Consider the following 17,850-nt stretch of genomic DNA (forward strand, 5'->3'; position numbering starts at 1 on the left):
GTCGTCGTTCAATCCTGCCACAGCACCGCCTCGTTGCGCTCACTCCATTCTTCGAAGCGGCTGCCATAGGTGTCTTCGATGACATTGCGCTTGATCTTCAGGGTCGGCGTGAGGAAGCCGTTTTCCACCGCCCAACTGTCTTTGACCACCACCAGCCGGCGCAGGCGTTCATGCTTGTCGAGGGCGGCGTTGACCTCTTCCAGCAGCTTTTCCAGACTCGAATGCAAACTCGCCCGCCCCTCTTCCTGATTGACGGTCGACAACACGCACAAACCCAACGGGGCGCTCAATCCGTCACCGACGACACAGACCTGCTCGATGCGCGAATGCACCGCCAAACGGTTCTCGATCGGCGCCGGGGCGACGTATTTGCCCTTGCTGGTCTTGAAGATTTCCTTCAGTCGCCCGGTCAGGCGCAGGCGCCCTTCGCCGTCCTGTTCACCCTTGTCACCGGTGCGCAGGAACCCGTCCTGGGTGATGGTTTCGGCGGTTTTCTGCGGCTCCTTGAAATAGCCGAGCATTGTCGCCTGACTGCGCACCTGCACTTCGCCCGACTCATCGATGCGCACCTCGACCTGCGGGCACGGCTTGCCGATCCAGCCCTGCCGGTATTGCCCCGGCAGGCAGATGTGCGAATAGCCGCAGCCCTCGGTCATGCCGTACACCTCCAGCACGTCGAGGCCAAGTTTCTGGTACCAGGCGAGCAAGGTCTGCGGCACTGGCGCGGCGCCCGACAACGCCACGCGCAGGGCATCCAGACCGAGCCCGGCAAGGACTTTGTGGCCGACGCGCTTGCCGATAAACGGCAGACCAAGAAGAAAATCCAGACGTTTTGCCGGCATCTTGCTGTACACGCCCATCTGGAATTTGGTCCAGATCCGCGGCACACCGAACATCGCGGTCGGCCGCGCGCGCTTCAGATCAGTAATGAAGGTGTCGAGGCTTTCGGCAAAGAACACCGTCTGCCCGGTATAGATCGACGCCAGCTCGACGAACATCCGCTCGGCGACGTGGCACAGCGGCAGGTAAGACAGCAGCCGGTCGTTCTCGTTGAGCCCGAACAATTGCGTGCCATGCGTCGTGGCGAACCCGAGATTGGCGAAACTGTGCATCACGCCTTTCGGCAGACCCGTGGTGCCGGAGGTGTAGATGATCGTCGCCAGTTGCTCGGCGGGCGGGCGCGGGTCGTCCTGGATCGGCGAACTTTTCAGCAGATCAGCCCAACTGAAATCAAATTCGCCGGGCGGATGCAGCGGCAGGCTGATCGTCGGCAGACCGGCCGGGATGCCCTTCGACATGCCCGGCCAGTCATCAAGCTTGCCGATAAACGCCAGCACGCTTTCGGAGTGCGTCAGCACCTGCGCCACGGAATCGGCAGTGAGATTGGGATACAGCGGCACCGAGACGTGCCCGGCCATCCAGATGGCCAGATCGGCGATGATCCAGTGCGCGCAGTTTTTCGAGATCAGGGCGATGTGGCTGCCGGGCGGCAATTCACGCGCACGCAGCCAGTGCGCGGCGCAGCGGGCATGATGGCCGACATCGGCCCACGTCAAGGTCTCGACCTGCCCGCCGCCGATCGGCTGCACCAGAAAGCGCTGGCGCGGGTGCCGGGCTTCCCGTTCGTAGAACACGTCCAGCGGCAAACGGAAGGCGGCAGACATGCGACTCGCTCCTGTTTTTTTGGTCTGGAGCAAGCGTAGTCAACCAAGCAAGTGCTTGGTTGGATTTTTCAAACAAATAATTTCATGAACACGCAGAAATCACTGTGGGAGCCAGCCTGCTGGCGATCGCGATCTTGCAGTCGACATCCTGGGTGACTGAAAGAAAGCTATCGCCAGCAGGCTGGCTCCCACAGGGGATGTGCGTGCTTTCAGGGGTGTTTCAGGCTGTTGAGGGTCATTGAGCCGATCAGCAGCTCCGGGCTTTCCAGCTCGGCCAGGCCAGCGGTGCTGACCCGCTCCGGCGGATGTCCTGCGCCATGCCGCAGATAGCTGAGCAAATTGCCCACCAACGGGTTGTGGCTGACCAGCAAGACATTGCTCACCGACACCAGTTGCTCGGCGACCTTGTCCGGATCGGACTCCGGCGTCAGCCACTCGACCGTGCGAATTTCCGGCTCGAATCCCAACGCCTCGCGCACGATCTGCGCGGTTTGCTGCGCACGCAGATAGGGGCTGGCGTAAATCGCCGTCAGCGGCTGGCCGATCAAATGCGCGGCGCTATTCAAGACTTCCTTGCGACCGTGTTCGGTCAGTTCGCGCTCGGAGTCGATTTTCGAGCCATGAGGCACCGCCTCACCGTGACGCAATACCCAGAGTTTCATAGCTTGGGTTCCTCATCTCGAACCGGGTGCGCGGCCGGCGCCACGGCATGCGGCGCTTCGCCTTCCGGGGTGCGCGGCGCCGGCCAGTCGGCGAACGGCCAAGGCTTCTGGTCACTGTGGAACGTGCCGAAGCGGCCGATCTGCGCGAGAAACTGGCTCAGGCTGTCACCGAAATTCATCAGGCTCGCGCTCGGCGCGCCGTAGATCAAACGGTAGATCAGTTGCACCAGGACCACGGCGCCGAGGATGAACTGCGCCACTTGCCAGACCAGCAGGTAAACGATCATCCACAACACCCGCAGAAGGATGGATTCGTACTGGGCTTCGGTTTTCGGATCTTGCATGGCTTGCTTCCTGTCCGTGTAACAGCTGAGTCAGTTGAACCCGCTGGTGGAGATAAAGTCGACGTCGGTTTTCGGCTCGGCGCGCATCAGTAGACCGATCACCTGCTCCAGCGTGCGGCCTTCGAACAGAATTGCATGGAGCCCGGCGACCAGCGGCATATAGACGCCGACTTCCTGCGACTTGGCCTTGAGCACTTTCAGGGTATTGACCCCTTCGGCGACTTCACCCAGACGCGACACCGCTTCATCGAGGCTCAAGCCCTGACCGAGAGCGAAACCGACCTGATAGTTGCGACTCTTCGGTGATGAACAGGTGACGATCAGATCACCGACGCCGGCAAGCCCGAGGAACGTCATCGGGTTGGCGCCCTGATTCACCGCAAAGCGGGTCATTTCCGCCAGCGCGCGGGTGATCAGCATGCTCTTGGTGTTTTCGCCCATTTCCAGCGCCACCGCCATGCCGGCAATGATCGCGTAAACGTTTTTCAACGCCCCGCCCAGTTCGACACCAAAACGGTCGGCGCTGGCGTACACCCGAAAAGTCCGGCCGTGCAGCGCGGCCTGCACCGCTTTGCACAGTTCTTCATCTTCGCTGGCGACCACTGTGGCGGTCAGCGCATGTTCGGCGATTTCCCGTGCCAGGTTCGGCCCGGACAACACGCCGATGCGCGCTTGCGGCGCGATTTCTTCGAGAATCTGGCTCATCAGCTTGAAGGTCTGCGCTTCGATGCCTTTGGTCAGGCTGACCAGCATCTTGCCGCTCAACCGCTCGGCGTGGGCGGCAAGCACCGTGCGCAACGCACTGGAGGGCAGCGCGACGAAGCACAAATCACAGGCGTCGAGGGTTTCCTGCAGGTCGGTGACCGCGGTCACTCCCGGGAGAATCTTGATGCCTTTGAGGTAGCGCGGGTTTTCGCGATTGACCCGGATGGCTTCGGCCTGCTCGGGGTCACGCATCCACTGCCGGACTTGATGGCCGTTTTCGGCCAGCAGATTGGCCACGGCGGTACCAAAACTTCCGCCTCCCAGGACCGCAATCGGGCGCTGTTCAGTCATATGCAATCCGTTAATCCATACCAGTGGCGATGGCGGCATTATACGGGGCGACCCGGTCGCGGCCAGCCCCAGCAACAATTACCGACACTTGTAGGAAGAAGACCAATAAAACCTAGGAAAATGCCTGCAACGTAACTGGAAAAGTCGCTGCCCTCGGTTAACATGCGCGCCAATTCTTTGCTTTCAAGGCTGTGTCGTGTCCGCCGGTTCTCTTCCTTCGCGTTCATCCCTGTTGCTGGCGCTGCTGGTCTGCCCGGCCGCGCAGGCGGATGACCTGTTCGTCGACAGCGAAGCACTGCCGCAAGTGCTGACGGCCACGCGCCTGAAGCAAACGCCCGCAGAAGTGCCCGGCAGCATGACCGTACTCGACAACGAATTGATCAACGCCAGCGGCGCCCGCGACATCAGCGAACTGCTGCGCCTTGTGCCGGGCATGATGGTCGGCAACATCAGCGGCAATCAGGCCGCGGTCAACTATCACGGGACCAACGCCAGCGAAGCACGGCGCATGCAGGTGCTGATCGACGGTCGTTCGGTGTATCGCGCCGGGCTGGCGACGGTGGACTGGAGCGACATTCCGGTGGCCATCGAAGACATCGAGCGCGTCGAAGTCTTTCGCGGCCCGAATACCGTCAGCTATGGCGCCAATGCGCTGATGGCGGTGGTCAACATCATTACCCGCCACCCGGCAGACAGCCACGGCACCCGGCTGAAGTACACCCGCGGTCAGCGCGGCATCAATGACTTTTATGCCAGCCAGGGCAGCAGCTGGAATGGCGGCGACATGCGCCTGTCGTTGTCCGGTCAGGAAGATGATGGCTTCGACAGCGATCGCTCCGGCGCGGATTACCGCGACAGCCGCCGCCTGAATCGCCTGAGCCTCGCCGTCAGTCACACCCTCAGCGATGATCAGAGCCTCGATTGGCAGATCAACGCCAAGGACGGCACCAACCAAAGGCCATATACCTACCAACCGGTGTTCTCTGGGATTACGGCCGCCGGGAACAATTCGGACGTAGTGGCCAAGGATTACGCCGGCTCGGTGCGCTGGAACCTCGACATCAACCCGCAGCACAGCCTGTATGTTCAAGGCTCGGTGCAACACTGGGACCGTCAGCAAACCTGGCGCGCCTGCGATGCCGAGGTATCGTTCAGCCCCGAGCTGACGCAATTGTGGCAACTCAACCCCAATTACACCGAGCGGCTGGCGCGCAACATCACCCGTTTCACCGGCCCCGGCGCGGCACCCGGCACACCACAGGAAATGGCCCTGGCCAATCATGTGCTCGACCAATGGCGCAACGGCGCGAGCCGAACCCTGTGCGGTGACATCGACCAGAGCGCACGTGAATCGCGCTATGACCTCGAACTGCAAGACACCCTCAGCCTGTCCGAAAGCCTGCGCCTGGTCAGCGGCCTGAACTACCGTTACGACCGCGCCGACTCCGAAACCTATTTCAACGGCACGCTCGACGACACCACCTGGCGCGCGTTCGGCCAACTGGAATGGCGCGCGACCGAACACTGGCTGTTGCAGGGCGGTGCGATGTTCGAAGACACCCGTCTGGTCGGCAATTCGCTGACCCCGCGCTTCGCCGTTAATTACCTGATCAACCCGCGCCACAGTCTGCGCGCGGTGTACTCGGAGGCGATCCGCTCGCCGGACATGTTCGAGAACAATGTCAACTGGAGCTATCAGGTCAGCAACCTGCGGCCCTCGGCCTATGGCCAATCCTCGGCACGCTACTTTGTCAAAACCCGTGGCCCGGGTGATCTGGATCAGGAGCACATGCGCTCGCGAGAGCTGGGCTATAACGGTTATTTCGCCGAAATCGGTCTGGCGCTCGACGTAAAGCTGTTCTACGACGAGATCACCGGAATGATCAGCGAGCCGCTGCGCAACAACCAATACATCGCCAGCAATGCCAATAATTCACGGTTTCGCGGCACCGAGACCCAGCTCGACTGGCGCCTGAGCCGCGCCGACCGTTTGCGCTTCACCTACGCCTTTGTCGATGCCGAGGCGAGCAATCCGCTGGATCAGCAATTCACCTCGCGCAACAGCGGCTCGGCCGGCTGGCTGCGCGAGTGGGGCCACGGCTGGAACAGCGCCCTCTTCTATTACGGCGACAACGCGCTCAATGGCTACCGCTTCGAGCGGGTCGACACGCGTATCGCCAAACGCATCCCACTGGGCAAGGCGCAACTGCAAGTGGCCGGCGTGTTGCAGCAGCGCCTGGACCATGAACCGAACACCTTCGTCGACAATAACTACGACGAGCGCCGGGTCATGTATTTCAGCGCCGAGCTGGAGTTCTAGGATGCGCTACGGCCGGTCACGGAAGACGCCGACCCTGAGTCACTGGCTGGCCGGGGTGTTTCTGTTCGTCAGTGCGTGGCTGCACGGGGTCGCGGTGCAGGCCGCCGACATTCTGTTGACCGGCGCCGAAGACAGCCCCGGCGTGCAAGCCTTCGTCCAGGCGCTGAGCGAGCTGCGCCCGACCGACAGCGTGCGTTTCCAGCCATTGGCCAGTCTGCCGGCGCCGGGCAAATTACCGGCCAGCCTGCGCTTGGTTCTGCTGGATCTGCCGAGTCTGGACTGGCGCCTGCAAGAACCCCAGGGCCCGGCGACGCTGGTGTTGCGCATCAGCCGCTTGCAGGCGCGGCAACGCTTGGGCAGCAGCCAGCCGGCGCGCTTGAGCCTGCTCTGGAGTGATCCGCCGTTGAGCCGGCAATTGCAATTGATCCGGCAAATTCTGCCGCAGGCGCGACGCGTGGGTGTGCTGTTCGGCGAGCACACCGAATTTCTCCTCAAGGAACTCAACCTCGCCGCCGAACCGTTGGGCCTGCACGTGTTCAGTCAACGCTGGGACAACATCCACGACAGCCGCCCGTTGCAAGCCGTGCTGAAAAACAGCGACGTGCTGCTCGGCCTCGACGATCCCGACCTGTACAGCCCGAAAACTGCGAAAAACCTGTTGCTCAGCAGCTACTCGCGGCAGACGGCACTGGTCGGCCCCAACATCGCCTTCGTCCGGGCCGGCAGCCTCGCCAGCACCTACAGCGATCAGCACGACTGGCTGAGCCTGCTCGACCAATTGCTTGACCAGCCACCGGCCAGTTGGCCGCGAGCGCTCTATCCCGCACGCTTCAAAGTCTCAAGTAATGCGCAGGTGGCTCGTTCTCTGGGTATCGAACCGCCCGATGATGTGTCTGTCGCCAGCCTGCTGGCCGAAGGAGAGCGCCGCCCATGAATTTCCGTCGCCGTTGGGACATCAACACCCGTACCCAGTTGATCAGTCTGGGCCCGGCACTGTTGCTGACCTTGCTGTTGATCAGCTTCTTTACCTTTGTGCGGATTCAGGATCTGCGTCAGGAGCTGACTCACACCGGGCAGTTGATTGCCAATCAACTGGCGCCCGCCACGGAATACGGGGTGATTTCCGGCAATAACGAGGTGCTGGAAAGCCTGCTCAAAGCCACACTCGCTACGCCCAACGTGCGTTTTCTTGAGGTCCAGGACAGCGCCAACCGGATTCTGGTCTACGTCGAGCAACCCGCCGATGCGCACCGTCGACCGCATCAGGTCGAAGTGTTCCAGGCACCGGTGCGCCTGCAACGCATCGCTCTGCACAATGATTTTTTCCAGGATGGCAAAGTCAGCAATGGCGGGGCCGGCGAGGATTATCTGGGGCGGGTGATCGTCGGTCTGTCCAACGATGCGTTCAGTCAGCGCCAACAGGAAATCCTCCTCAAGGCCGCCATTCTCGCGTTGTTCGCCCTGCTCTTCACGTTTGTGCTGGCGCGGCGCCTGGCCGGCAGTCTGTCGCAGCCGATCCGTGAAATCGGCGATGCGGTCAAGGCGATCCAGGACGGTGACTACAAAGCCCCGCTGCCGATTGTCGATGACACCGAACTCGGCGCCCTGTCGCAACACATCAACAACCTCGCCCAGGCGCTGGAACAGGCCAGCCGTGAGCAGCATCAGGCGATGGCGCAGCTGATCCAGACCCGTGAAGAGGCAGAAAAGGCCAACAACGCCAAATCCGACTTTCTGGCGATGATGAGCCATGAACTGCGCACGCCCATGAACGGTGTGCTGGGCATGCTGCAATTACTTGAAACCACCGAGATGACCGAGGAGCAGGTCGAATACGCCGCCCTCGCCTCGGAGTCCACCGAACACCTGCTGAAGGTGATCAACGACATACTCGACTTCTCGCGCATCGAGCGTTCGGAACTGGAGCTTGAGCACATTCCGTTCAACCTTGCCGAACTGATCGGCGCCTGCGCCCAGTCGTTCCAGCACAGCGCAGCGCAACGTGGCCTGGCCTTGAACCTGCGCATCCCCGATGACCTGCGCGGCCTTCAGGTGCAGGGTGATCCGACGCGGATCCGGCAGGTTCTGGTCAATCTGGTCGGCAACGCGCTGAAGTTCACCGAACAGGGCCGTGTCAGCATCGAGGCGCAGTGGCAATCGCTGGATCACGAACTGCTGTGGTTCACCTGCTCGGTGCGCGACAGTGGCATCGGTATCTCTTCGGAAAGTCTGGAGTTGATGTTCAACGCTTTTCAGCAGGCCGACAGCTCGATTTCCCGGCGTTACGGTGGCACCGGTCTCGGCTTGCCGATCGCCCGCACGCTGGCCGAGCGCATGGGCGGCACGTTGCGCGCGCAAAGCGAGGAAGGTCGCGGCTCGGTATTCACTCTGGAAATCCCCCTGGCGCTGTACAGGCAGGCCTTGCCGCCGCTGGCCGCGCCGCGTGCACTCAACGCCAGGGAACACGGCGAAGGCCGCCATGTGCTGCTGGTCGAAGACAACCCGGTGAACCAGACGGTGATCGAAGCGATGCTGCGCAGCCTGGGTTTTGCGGTCAGCGTCGCCACCGATGGCGCGCAAGCGGTGCGCAGTGCCGAGAGCGCCGACTTCGAAGCGATTCTGATGGATTGCCGCTTGCCGATCATCGATGGCTACGAGGCCACACGGCAGATCCGCCGCCTGCCCGGACGCAGCGAGGTGCCGATCATCGCCCTGACCGCCAACGCCTTGCAGGGCGACCGCGAAACCTGCCTCTCGGCGGGGATGAACGATTATCTGGCGAAGCCGTTTAAACGTAATGACCTGCAGCTGATTCTGCAGCGCTGGGTGTCGTAAGGTGGGCCTTTCGACCATCTGCGACTGGCGTGAAAAGCGAAAGTGCGGCAGTCTTAGGCACCCGAACGAGCCCTAAAAGGGGCTTGAATAAAAATTTCAGTGCACAAGTGTACATTCATGTCCTTGGTGCTGTGACTTTCACCACAACGCAATAGTCTATGAGTAGGCTGCCGGTTCGAGGCATGAACGCTTCGAACGGTCGGGAAGATTTGCCCCACCTGCCGCATGGGATTATTGAGGAGCTCGCATGACCAAACAAAACGCCTTTACTCGGGAAGATCTGCTGCGCTGCAGTCGCGGTGAGCTGTTCGGCCCAGGTAACGCGCAACTGCCCGCCCCGAACATGCTGATGGTGGATCGCATCACCCTGATCAGCGAGGAAGGCGGCAAGTACGGCAAAGGTGAATTGGTCGCCGAGCTGGATATCAACCCTGACCTGTGGTTCTTCGCGTGCCACTTCGAAGGCGATCCGGTGATGCCGGGCTGCCTGGGTCTGGACGCCATGTGGCAACTGGTCGGCTTCTTCCTCGGCTGGCAAGGCCTGCCGGGCCGCGGCCGTGCGCTGGGTTCGGGCGAAGTGAAATTCTTCGGCCAGGTCCTGCCGACCGCCAGGAAAGTCACCTACAACATTCATATCAAACGCGTCCTCAAGGGCAAGCTGAACCTGGCCATCGCCGATGGTTCGGTGACTGTCGACGGTCGCGAAATCTACACCGCCGAAGGCCTTCGCGTCGGCGTGTTCACCTCCACTGACAACTTCTAAGGGTTATTCGCATGCGCCGCGTCGTTATCACTGGTCTGGGCATCGTTTCGTGCCTGGGCAATGACAAAGAGACCGTCTCCGCTAACCTGCGTGCAAGCCGCCCTGGCATCCGGTTCAACCCGGAATACGCCGAAATGGGTCTGCGTAGCCAGGTTTCCGGCTCCATCGACCTCAACCTTGAAGAACTGATCGATCGCAAGATCTATCGCTTCGTCGGTCACGCAGCGGCTTACGCCTACCTGGCCATGAAAGACGCCATTGCTGACTCCGGCCTGACCGAAGAGCAAGTGTCCAACCCGCGCACTGGCCTGATCGCCGGTTCCGGTGGCGCCTCCACGCTGAACCAGATGGAAGCGCTGGACATCCTGCGCGAGAAAGGCGTGAAGCGCGTTGGCCCGTACCGCGTGACGCGGACCATGAGCAGCACCGTTTCTGCTTGCCTGGCCACCCCGTTCAAGATCAAGGGCCTGAACTACTCCATCGCATCTGCCTGCGCCACCAGTGCTCACTGCATCGGTACCGCCATGGAACAGATCCAGATGGGCAAGCAGGACATCGTCTTCGCCGGCGGCGGTGAAGAAGAACACTGGAGCCAGTCGTTCCTGTTCGACGCCATGGGCGCGCTGTCCAGCAAGCGTAACGAAACGCCTGAACAGGCTTCCCGTGCCTACGACGCCGACCGTGACGGTTTCGTCATCGCGGGCGGTGGCGGCATGGTCGTGGTCGAAGAGCTGGAACACGCTCTGGCCCGCGGCGCAAAAATCTACGCGGAAATCGTCGGCTACGGCGCGACCTCCGACGGCTACGACATGGTTGCCCCGAGTGGCGAAGGCGCGATCCGCTGCATGCAGCAGGCGCTGTCCACCGTCGACACCCCGATCGACTACCTGAACACCCACGGCACCTCGACTCCGGTCGGTGACGTTGCGGAAATGAAAGGTGTGCGTGAAGTGTTCGGCGACAAGGCTCCGGCGATCAGTTCGACCAAGAGCCTGTCCGGTCACTCCCTGGGCGCCGCCGGCGTTCACGAAGCGATCTACTGCATGTTGATGATGGAAGGCAACTTCATTGCCGGTTCCGCCAACATCGACGAGCTGGACCCTGAAGTGGCCGATCTGCCGGTGCTGACCAAGACCCGCGAAAACGCCACCATCAACACCGTGATGAGCAACAGCTTCGGCTTCGGCGGCACCAACGCCACGCTGGTGCTGAAGCGTTGGGAAGGCAAGTAATTCCCCGCAGCTGAGCCGCACATGAAAACGCCCCGACTGGTTCGGGGCGTTTTTTTTGGCTTCAATAAACTTCATGACTTCCCCAATCCCTTGTAGGAGTGAGCCTGCTCGCGATAGCGGTGGATCAGCCAACATCGTCGCTGAATGACCCACCGCTATCGCGAGCAGGCTCACTCCTACAGGGGTTTTCGGTGATCGGAAGATGAAACGTTTGTCATGAAACCAAACGCCCTGCGACCGAATGTCGCGGATTACGCGGGCTGCAGCACTCTTGCAAAATACGCAACAACACCTTGCGCGAATCGGCCGTTTACTTAGCTGACTAACAAATTCTATAACAGAGTCCTGCACAGGCCTTGCTGCAGACAACCTGAGATTTGGAGCTAGCAGATGACTGTAAAAGTAACTGAACGCGACGATTCACACATGTCCCACGAAGGCGTAGCCGCCGGTATTCGCATCTGGGATGTGCATCAACAAGACTTGCTGGTCGGCATGTTCCACAGCGAAGTCGATGCCCACAACTACAAGACCGAACTCGAAGTCCAAGAGCAGCAACGCGACGCCCGCTCCTCCTGAAGCCACCACAGCATTGAAAACGACAAACCCCGCCATGAGCGGGGTTTGTCGTTGTAGCTTTCAGCGGATTACCACATCAGGTCATCCGGGATCTGGTACGCCGCGTACGGATCGTCCTCGGTGCTGACCTCTTCGGTCTTCACGTTGAGCTGGACGATGCGCTGTGGGTCGCGCTCCTGAATCTTCAGCGCCGCTTCACGCGGGATCACTTCGTAACCGCCGTTATGATGGACGATTGCCAGCGAACCATTGCTGAGCTTGTTGCGCATCAGCGTGTTGACCGAGATGCGCTTGACCTTCTTGTCGTCAACGAAGTTGTAGTAGTCCTCGGTGGTCAGCTTCGGCAGACGCGAGACTTCGATCAATTGCTTGACCTGCGCGGCACGCGCCTTGGCTTCGGCCTTCTCTTTCGCCTGACGGTTCAGCTCCTGGTCGCGCTTGACCTTCTCGGCCATGGCTTCCTGGGCGGCGCGCTGCTGCGAGTCATCCAGTTCGATCTGACCCTTGTGAGCCAGGCGCTGCTGCTTCTGCTTGTCCTTGCTGACCTGCTTGGCCTGCTTTTGGTTGACCAGGCCTGCTTTGAGCAACTGGTCGCGAAGGGAAATACTCATGGTGCTTACTCACTTGGGCAGTGGCTCAGCCGCAGCCGGGCACATTCTTTTCCTGACGTTTGGCTTCGCCCCAGAGGGCGTCCAACTCTTCGAGGGTGCAATCTTCCATGGGACGGTGGGTGTCGCGCAATGCCTGTTCGATAAAACGGAAACGTCTTTCAAACTTGCCGTTGGCGCCACGCAATGCGGTTTCCGGATCGACCTTCAGATGCCGGGCCAGATTGACCACGGAAAACAGCAGGTCGCCGATCTCGTCAGCCACCGCGACGGGGTCGTTTTCGGACATGGCTTCGAGCACTTCGTCGAGCTCTTCACGCACCTTGTCGAGCACCGGCAAGGCGTCCGGCCAGTCGAAACCGACCTGCGCGGCGCGCTTCTGCAATTTCGCCGAACGCGACAATGCCGGCAACGCGGACGGCACATCGTCGAGCAGTGACAGTTGCTCGGGCGCTGCGGATTTCTCGGCGCGCTCCTCAGCCTTGATTTCCTCCCAGCGCTGCTTGACCTGCTCTTCGCTCAGACGCGGCACGTCGAGCGGCGCGTACAGATCGCCGGTGGGGAATACGTGCGGATGCCGGCGGATCAGCTTGCGGGTGATGCTGTCGATCACCCCGGCGAATTCGAAGCGACCTTCTTCCTTGGCCAACTGGCTGTAATACACCACCTGAAACAGCAGATCGCCGAGCTCGCCCTGCAAGTGATCGAGATCGCCACGCTCAATGGCGTCGGCCACTTCGTAGGCTTCTTCAAGGGTGTGCGGAACGATGGTGGCGTAAGTCTGCTTGATGTCCCACGGGCAACCGAACTGCGGATCGCGCAGGCGGGACATCAGGTGGAGCAGGTCTTCAAGGCTGTACATCATATTTCTCTCTCACCACAACCCCCTGTAGGAGTGAGCCTGCTCGCGATTGCGGTGTGTCAGTCACCATTAATGCTGGCTGACACGGCCTCATCGCGAGCAGGCTCACTCCTACAGTTGATCGGGTCCGGTTTTCACGGGGTACGGTTACGCCGCGTTTCGATGATGTTCGGCAACTGCGAAATCCGCCCCAGCAAGCGCCCCAGCGCGTCCAGGCCCGGAATCTCGATGGTCAGCGACATCAACGCGGTGTTGTCTTCCTTGTTCGAGCGGGTGTTGACCGCCAGCACGTTGATGCGCTCGTTGAGCAGCACCTGCGAGACGTCACGCAGCAGACCGGAACGGTCGTAGGCGCGGATGACGATGTCCACCGGATAGGTGAGCACCGGCACCGGCCCCCAGCTGACCTGGATGATCCGCTCGGGTTCGCGCCCGCCCAGTTGCAGCACCGAGGCGCAGTCCTGACGGTGAATGCTCACGCCGCGGCCCTGAGTGATGTAGCCGACGATCGCATCGCCCGGCAGTGGCTGGCAGCAGCCGGCCATCTGCGTCATCAGGTTGCCGACGCCCTGGATCTGAATGTCGCCACGCTTGCCCGGTTTGTAGCCGGTGGCCTTGCGCGGAATCAGTTCCAGCTGTTCGTTGCCGCGCTCCGGCTCGACCAGTTGCTGCGCGAGGTTGACCAGTTGCGCCAGTCGCAGGTCGCCGGCACCGAGGGCGGCGAACATGTCTTCGGCGGTTTTCATGTTGGCCTTGTCGGCCAGCTTGTCGAAGTCCACCGCCGGCAGGCCGAGCCGGGTCAGTTCGCGCTCGATCAGGGTCTTGCCGGCCGCGACGTTCTGGTCGCGCGCCTGCAATTTGAACCAGTGCACGATCTTCGCCCGTGCCCGCGACGTGGTGACGTAACCGAGGTTCGAGTTCAGCCAGTCGCGGCTCGGCGTGCCATGCTTGCTGGTGATGATCTCGACCTGCTCACCGGTCTGCAGGCTGTAGTTGAGCGGGACGATGCGCCCGTTGATCTTCGCGCCACGGCAGTTGTGGCCGATCTCGGTGTGTACGCGGTAGGCGAAGTCCAGCGGCGTCGCGCCCTTGGGCAAGTCGATGGCGTGACCGTCGGGGGTAAAGATGTAGACCCGGTCCGGCTCGATATCGACACGCAGCTGTTCGGCCAGCCCGCCGATGTCACCCAGCTCTTCGTGCCACTCGAGGACCTGACGCAGCCAGGAGATTTTCTCTTCGTAGTGGTTGGAACCGGATTTGACGTCGGTGCCCTTGTAGCGCCAGTGCGCGCAGACGCCGAGTTCGGCCTCTTCGTGCATCGAGTGCGTACGGATCTGTACTTCGAGAACCTTGCCTTCCGGGCCGATCACCGCGGTGTGCAGCGAGCGGTAGCCGTTCTCTTTCGGGTTGGCGATGTAGTCGTCGAATTCTTTCGGGATGTGCCGCCACAAGGTGTGGACGATGCCCAGCGCGGTGTAGCAGTCGCGCATTTCCGGAACCAGCACGCGCACCGCACGCACGTCGTAGATCTGGCTGAACTCCAGACCCTTGCGCTGCATTTTGCGCCAGATCGAATAAATGTGTTTGGCTCGCCCGCTGATGTCGGCCTCGACACCGGTGGCCTGTAATTCATCCTTGAGCTGGGTCATCACGTCAGCGATGAAACGCTCGCGGTCCAGCCGCCGCTCATGGAGCAACTTGGCGATCTGTTTGTATTGATCGGGCTCGAGGTAACGGAAGGACAAATCCTCCAGTTCCCACTTGATATGACCGATGCCGAGGCGGTGCGCGAGCGGCGCATAGATGTCGAAGACTTCCCGGGCGACGCGGTTACGTTTTTCGTCGTCGGCGGTTTTCACCGCACGGATCGCGCAGGTGCGTTCGGCCAGTTTGATCAGCGCGACGCGCACGTCATCGACCATGGCCACGAGCATTTTGCGCAGGTTCTCTACCTGCCCCTGCGTGCCCATGACCATCGACTGGCGCGGGCTGAGGCTGGCGCTGATGGCGGCCATGCGCTGCACGCCGTCGATCAGCTTGGCCACCACCGGGCCGAAACGCTGGCCGACGGCAGCGAGTTCGATCTGGCCCTCGCGCACGCCGCGATACAGCACCGCAGCGACCAGTGAATCCTGATCGAGCTTGAGGTCGGCGAGGATCTCGGCGATTTCAAGCCCGGTGCTGAAACTGCCGGAGCCCTCGGCCCACAGATTCTTTTTCGCGTTGGATTGCTGCTCCGCCTCGCGAGCGAACTCGCAGGCTTCTTTCAAGGCTTCGCGATCCAGTGCCAGATCGACACTGACCGCATGATCGAGCCAAGCCTCGAGATTGATACTGCCGTCGGTGTTGATCGGCTGGTGTGCTCTCACCTGTACCATGTCGCTTTACCTTCCCTACGACGCAGATTCAATGCGTCAAATCGCTGATCCTCATCGTCCGGTTGCGCTCGCGGGGCTCAGGCGAGCGCGGCACGGACAGATCAGACGGATTCAGACGAGCCGTCCTGGCTCGCTTCAAATAACGCCATGGCCTCGACATGTGCCGTCTGAGGAAACATATCGAGAATCCCGGCACGTTTTAACCGGTAGCCCTGCTTGATCAATTCGACCGTGTCGCGCGCCAGAGTTGCAGGGTTGCACGACACATACACCAGCCGTTTGGCACCCAGGCTCGCCAGCTTGCGCACCACCTCGAAAGCACCGTCACGGGGTGGGTCCAAGAGTACCGCAGAAAAGCCGTTTCCGATCCACTGAGCATCGGTCAAAGGCTGGGATAAATCGGCTTGAAAAAACTTTGTGTTATGCAAATTGTTACTGGCGGCGTTGGCTTCGGCACGCTCGACCATGGTCTGCACGCCCTCGACTGCCACCACTTCACGCACGCTTTGGGCCAAGGGCAACGCAAAGTTGCCGAGACCGCAAAACAGATCCAGCACGCGTTCCTCGGCCCTCGGCTGCAGCCAGTCCAGCGCCTGAGCGACCATCGCCTCGTTGACGCCGGCATTGACCTGAACGAAGTCGCCGGGGCGGTAGGCCAGATCAAGGTCCCATTGCTCCAGGCGATAGCCCAGCGCCTGGCTGGCGTCGACCGGTTGCGGTTCGCCGTCGCCATGCAGCCACAATTGCGCCTCATGGAACTGGCAGAAATCCTTGAGGATCGTCAGGTCCGCTTCGGACAGCGGCGCCATGTGCCGCAGCAACACGGCCAGTGACGAGCCACTGAACAATTCGACATGCCCCAGCGCTTGCGGCTTGCTCAAGCGACGCAGCATCTCCGGCAAACGGGTCATGATCGGTTGCAAGGGCTGTACCAGCACCGGGCATTCGCTGATCGCCACAATGTCCTGACTGCCGGCGGCGCGGAAACCCACCTCAAGTTTCTTGGCCTTCATGTCCCAACGCACCGCAATCCGCGCGCGACGGCGATAGCCGAATTCCGGACCGGTCAACGGCGCGGCCCATTCTTGCGGCTCAACGCCGGCAACGCGCGACAATTGCTCGGCGAGCATGCGCTGTTTCAGGGCGAGTTGTTCGTCGTGGGGCAGATGCTGCACGCTGCAACCGCCGCAGCGGCCGGCATGCGGGCACGGCTGCGGGCGACGCAATTGGCTGGCCTTGAACACGCGCTCGGTGCGCGCCTCGACGACTTTACCGTGGGCGCCAAGCACTCGCGCCTCGACTTCTTCGCCGGCGAGAGCGCCGAGGACGAACCAGGTTTTGCCTTCGAAAAATGCGATACCGCGACCGTCATTGGCCAGGCGCTCGATGTTCAAGCGCTGCTTTTTGCCGGTCGGGATTTGTGCGGCCTTGCTACCGCCGGTGGGCTGGAAGCGCAGGCCTCTCTCGTGTTTGGCCATCAGTTGGGCGCGTCGAAAATGCCGGTCGACAGGTAACGGTCGCCACGGTCGCAGATGATCGCGACGATCACCGCGTTTTCAACTTCTTTGGACAAGCGCAGCATCGCTGCCACCGCACCGCCCGAAGACACGCCGCAGAAGATGCCTTCTTCGCGGGCCAGGCGACGGGTGACGTCCTCGGCTTCGCTTTGCGCCATATCGACGATGCGGTCGACGCGGTCGGCCTGATAGATCTTCGGCAGGTATTCCTGCGGCCAGCGGCGGATGCCGGGAATGGCCGAGCCTTCCATCGGTTGCAGGCCGACGATCTGCACGCTGTCGCTCTGCTCTTTCAAGTAGCGCGAAACGCCCATGATGGTGCCGGTGGTGCCCATGGAGCTAACGAAATGGGTAATGCTGCCCTGGGTCTGGCGCCAGATTTCGGGACCGGTGGTGGTGTAGTGCGCTTCGGGGTTGTCGCCATTGGCGAACTGATCGAGCACCTTGCCACGGCCTTCGGCTTCCATGCGCTGCGCCAGATCGCGCGCGCCTTCCATGCCTTCTTCCTGACTGACCAGAATCAACTCGGCGCCATACGCGGTCATCGCCGCTTTACGCTCGGCGCTGGAATTGTCCGGCATGATCAGGATCATCTTGTAACCCTTGATCGCGGCCGCCATGGCCAAGGCGATCCCGGTGTTGCCGGAGGTTGCCTCGATCAGCGTATCGCCGGCGTGGATCTGCCCGCGCAACTCGGCACGGGTGATCATCGACAGCGCCGGACGGTCCTTGACCGAACCCGCCGGGTTATTCCCTTCGAGCTTGAGCAAAAGGGTGTTGCTGGTGGCGCCGGGCAGGCGCTGCAAACGCACCAGCGGCGTGTTGCCGACGCAATCGGCGATGGTTGGGTACTGCAGGGTCATGGCGTATTCGCAATCCAGACGTGCGGGGGCGCCTATCATACCGGCAAACCCGCGCAGGCCATATCACGCAAAGTGCGGTGCTTATGGTTTCTAGGAATAAGCAGCAATAGTCTCACCAGTGGTGAGACTTTTATCTGAGTAACACTTGGTTTTCATGGGGCTGCTCA

General features: G+C 61.3%; 15 protein-coding genes. 6 read left to right on the top strand and 9 right to left on the bottom strand.

The window, feature by feature from the left end:
• Window positions 1-8: 8 nt before the first annotated feature.
• From BLU52_RS17530 to BLU52_RS17545, 4 genes are all read right to left on the bottom strand, one after another.
• A complete protein-coding gene (locus tag BLU52_RS17530; RefSeq protein WP_090285285.1) occupies window positions 9-1,664 on the bottom strand; it encodes an AMP-binding protein in 1,656 nt (551 codons plus the stop codon).
• A 209-nt stretch (window positions 1,665-1,873) separates the two neighbouring features.
• Complete coding sequence (gene sixA / locus BLU52_RS17535) at window positions 1,874-2,326, bottom strand: phosphohistidine phosphatase SixA (RefSeq protein WP_090285286.1); 453 nt, start codon at window positions 2,324-2,326, stop codon at window positions 1,874-1,876.
• Window positions 2,323-2,670, bottom strand: coding sequence for a DUF4389 domain-containing protein (locus BLU52_RS17540; RefSeq protein ID WP_090285288.1), 348 nt, complete (start codon window positions 2,668-2,670; stop codon window positions 2,323-2,325). Before BLU52_RS17540 ends, sixA begins: the two co-directional genes overlap by 4 nt.
• Before the next feature lie 30 nt (window positions 2,671-2,700).
• The gene (locus BLU52_RS17545; protein WP_090285290.1) at window positions 2,701-3,726 is read right to left on the bottom strand and encodes an NAD(P)H-dependent glycerol-3-phosphate dehydrogenase; all 1,026 of its coding nucleotides are present in this window, start codon (window positions 3,724-3,726) and stop codon (window positions 2,701-2,703) included.
• Window positions 3,727-3,922: 196 nt separating this feature from the next.
• Between BLU52_RS17545 and BLU52_RS17550 the strand changes: the two genes are divergently transcribed.
• The 6 genes from BLU52_RS17550 (at window position 3,923) to BLU52_RS17575 (ending at window position 11,455) form a co-directional block, all read left to right on the top strand.
• Window positions 3,923-6,046, top strand: coding sequence for a TonB-dependent receptor plug domain-containing protein (locus BLU52_RS17550; RefSeq protein ID WP_090285292.1), 2,124 nt, complete (start codon window positions 3,923-3,925; stop codon window positions 6,044-6,046).
• A 1-nt stretch (window position 6,047) separates the two neighbouring features.
• Window positions 6,048-6,980, top strand: a complete 933-nt coding sequence (locus tag BLU52_RS17555) for an ABC transporter substrate-binding protein (RefSeq protein ID WP_090285293.1) — start codon at window positions 6,048-6,050, stop codon at window positions 6,978-6,980.
• Window positions 6,977-8,881: an ATP-binding protein gene (locus BLU52_RS17560; RefSeq protein WP_090285295.1), complete on the top strand. Its 1,905-nt coding sequence runs from the start codon at window positions 6,977-6,979 to the stop codon at window positions 8,879-8,881. Before BLU52_RS17555 ends, BLU52_RS17560 begins: the two co-directional genes overlap by 4 nt.
• Window positions 8,882-9,128: 247 nt before the next feature.
• Window positions 9,129-9,644: a 3-hydroxyacyl-[acyl-carrier-protein] dehydratase FabA gene (gene fabA, locus BLU52_RS17565; protein ID WP_015096438.1), complete on the top strand. Its 516-nt coding sequence runs from the start codon at window positions 9,129-9,131 to the stop codon at window positions 9,642-9,644.
• A gap of 11 nt (window positions 9,645-9,655) precedes the next feature.
• Window positions 9,656-10,876 carry a beta-ketoacyl-ACP synthase I gene (gene fabB / locus BLU52_RS17570; RefSeq protein WP_090285297.1) on the top strand — a complete coding sequence of 407 codons (1,221 nt, stop codon included), beginning with the start codon at window positions 9,656-9,658 and terminating at the stop codon, window positions 10,874-10,876.
• Between the two features lie 390 nt (window positions 10,877-11,266).
• The gene (locus tag BLU52_RS17575; protein ID WP_090285299.1) at window positions 11,267-11,455 is read left to right on the top strand and encodes a hypothetical protein; all 189 of its coding nucleotides are present in this window, start codon (window positions 11,267-11,269) and stop codon (window positions 11,453-11,455) included.
• A 68-nt stretch (window positions 11,456-11,523) separates the two neighbouring features.
• Here BLU52_RS17575 and BLU52_RS17580 read toward each other — a convergent pair whose 3' ends face one another.
• The 5 genes from BLU52_RS17580 to cysM form a co-directional block, all read right to left on the bottom strand.
• Window positions 11,524-12,066 carry a DUF2058 domain-containing protein gene (locus tag BLU52_RS17580; RefSeq protein WP_090285301.1) on the bottom strand — a complete coding sequence of 181 codons (543 nt, stop codon included), beginning with the start codon at window positions 12,064-12,066 and terminating at the stop codon, window positions 11,524-11,526.
• A gap of 25 nt (window positions 12,067-12,091) precedes the next feature.
• A complete protein-coding gene (gene mazG / locus BLU52_RS17585) occupies window positions 12,092-12,925 on the bottom strand; it encodes a nucleoside triphosphate pyrophosphohydrolase (protein ID WP_090285302.1) in 834 nt (277 codons plus the stop codon).
• A 134-nt stretch (window positions 12,926-13,059) separates the two neighbouring features.
• Window positions 13,060-15,303, bottom strand: a complete 2,244-nt coding sequence (gene relA / locus BLU52_RS17590) for a GTP diphosphokinase (RefSeq protein WP_090285304.1) — start codon at window positions 15,301-15,303, stop codon at window positions 13,060-13,062.
• A 101-nt stretch (window positions 15,304-15,404) separates the two neighbouring features.
• Window positions 15,405-16,781, bottom strand: coding sequence for a 23S rRNA (uracil(1939)-C(5))-methyltransferase RlmD (rlmD, locus tag BLU52_RS17595; protein WP_090285307.1), 1,377 nt, complete (start codon window positions 16,779-16,781; stop codon window positions 15,405-15,407).
• Complete coding sequence (gene cysM, locus BLU52_RS17600) at window positions 16,781-17,683, bottom strand: cysteine synthase CysM (protein WP_163004698.1); 903 nt, start codon at window positions 17,681-17,683, stop codon at window positions 16,781-16,783. The genes rlmD and cysM overlap by 1 nt, the downstream gene beginning before the upstream one ends.
• Window positions 17,684-17,850: the final 167 nt, after the last annotated feature.

Source organism: Pseudomonas granadensis (genome assembly GCF_900105485.1).
Lineage (GTDB): Bacteria > Pseudomonadota > Gammaproteobacteria > Pseudomonadales > Pseudomonadaceae > Aquipseudomonas > Aquipseudomonas granadensis.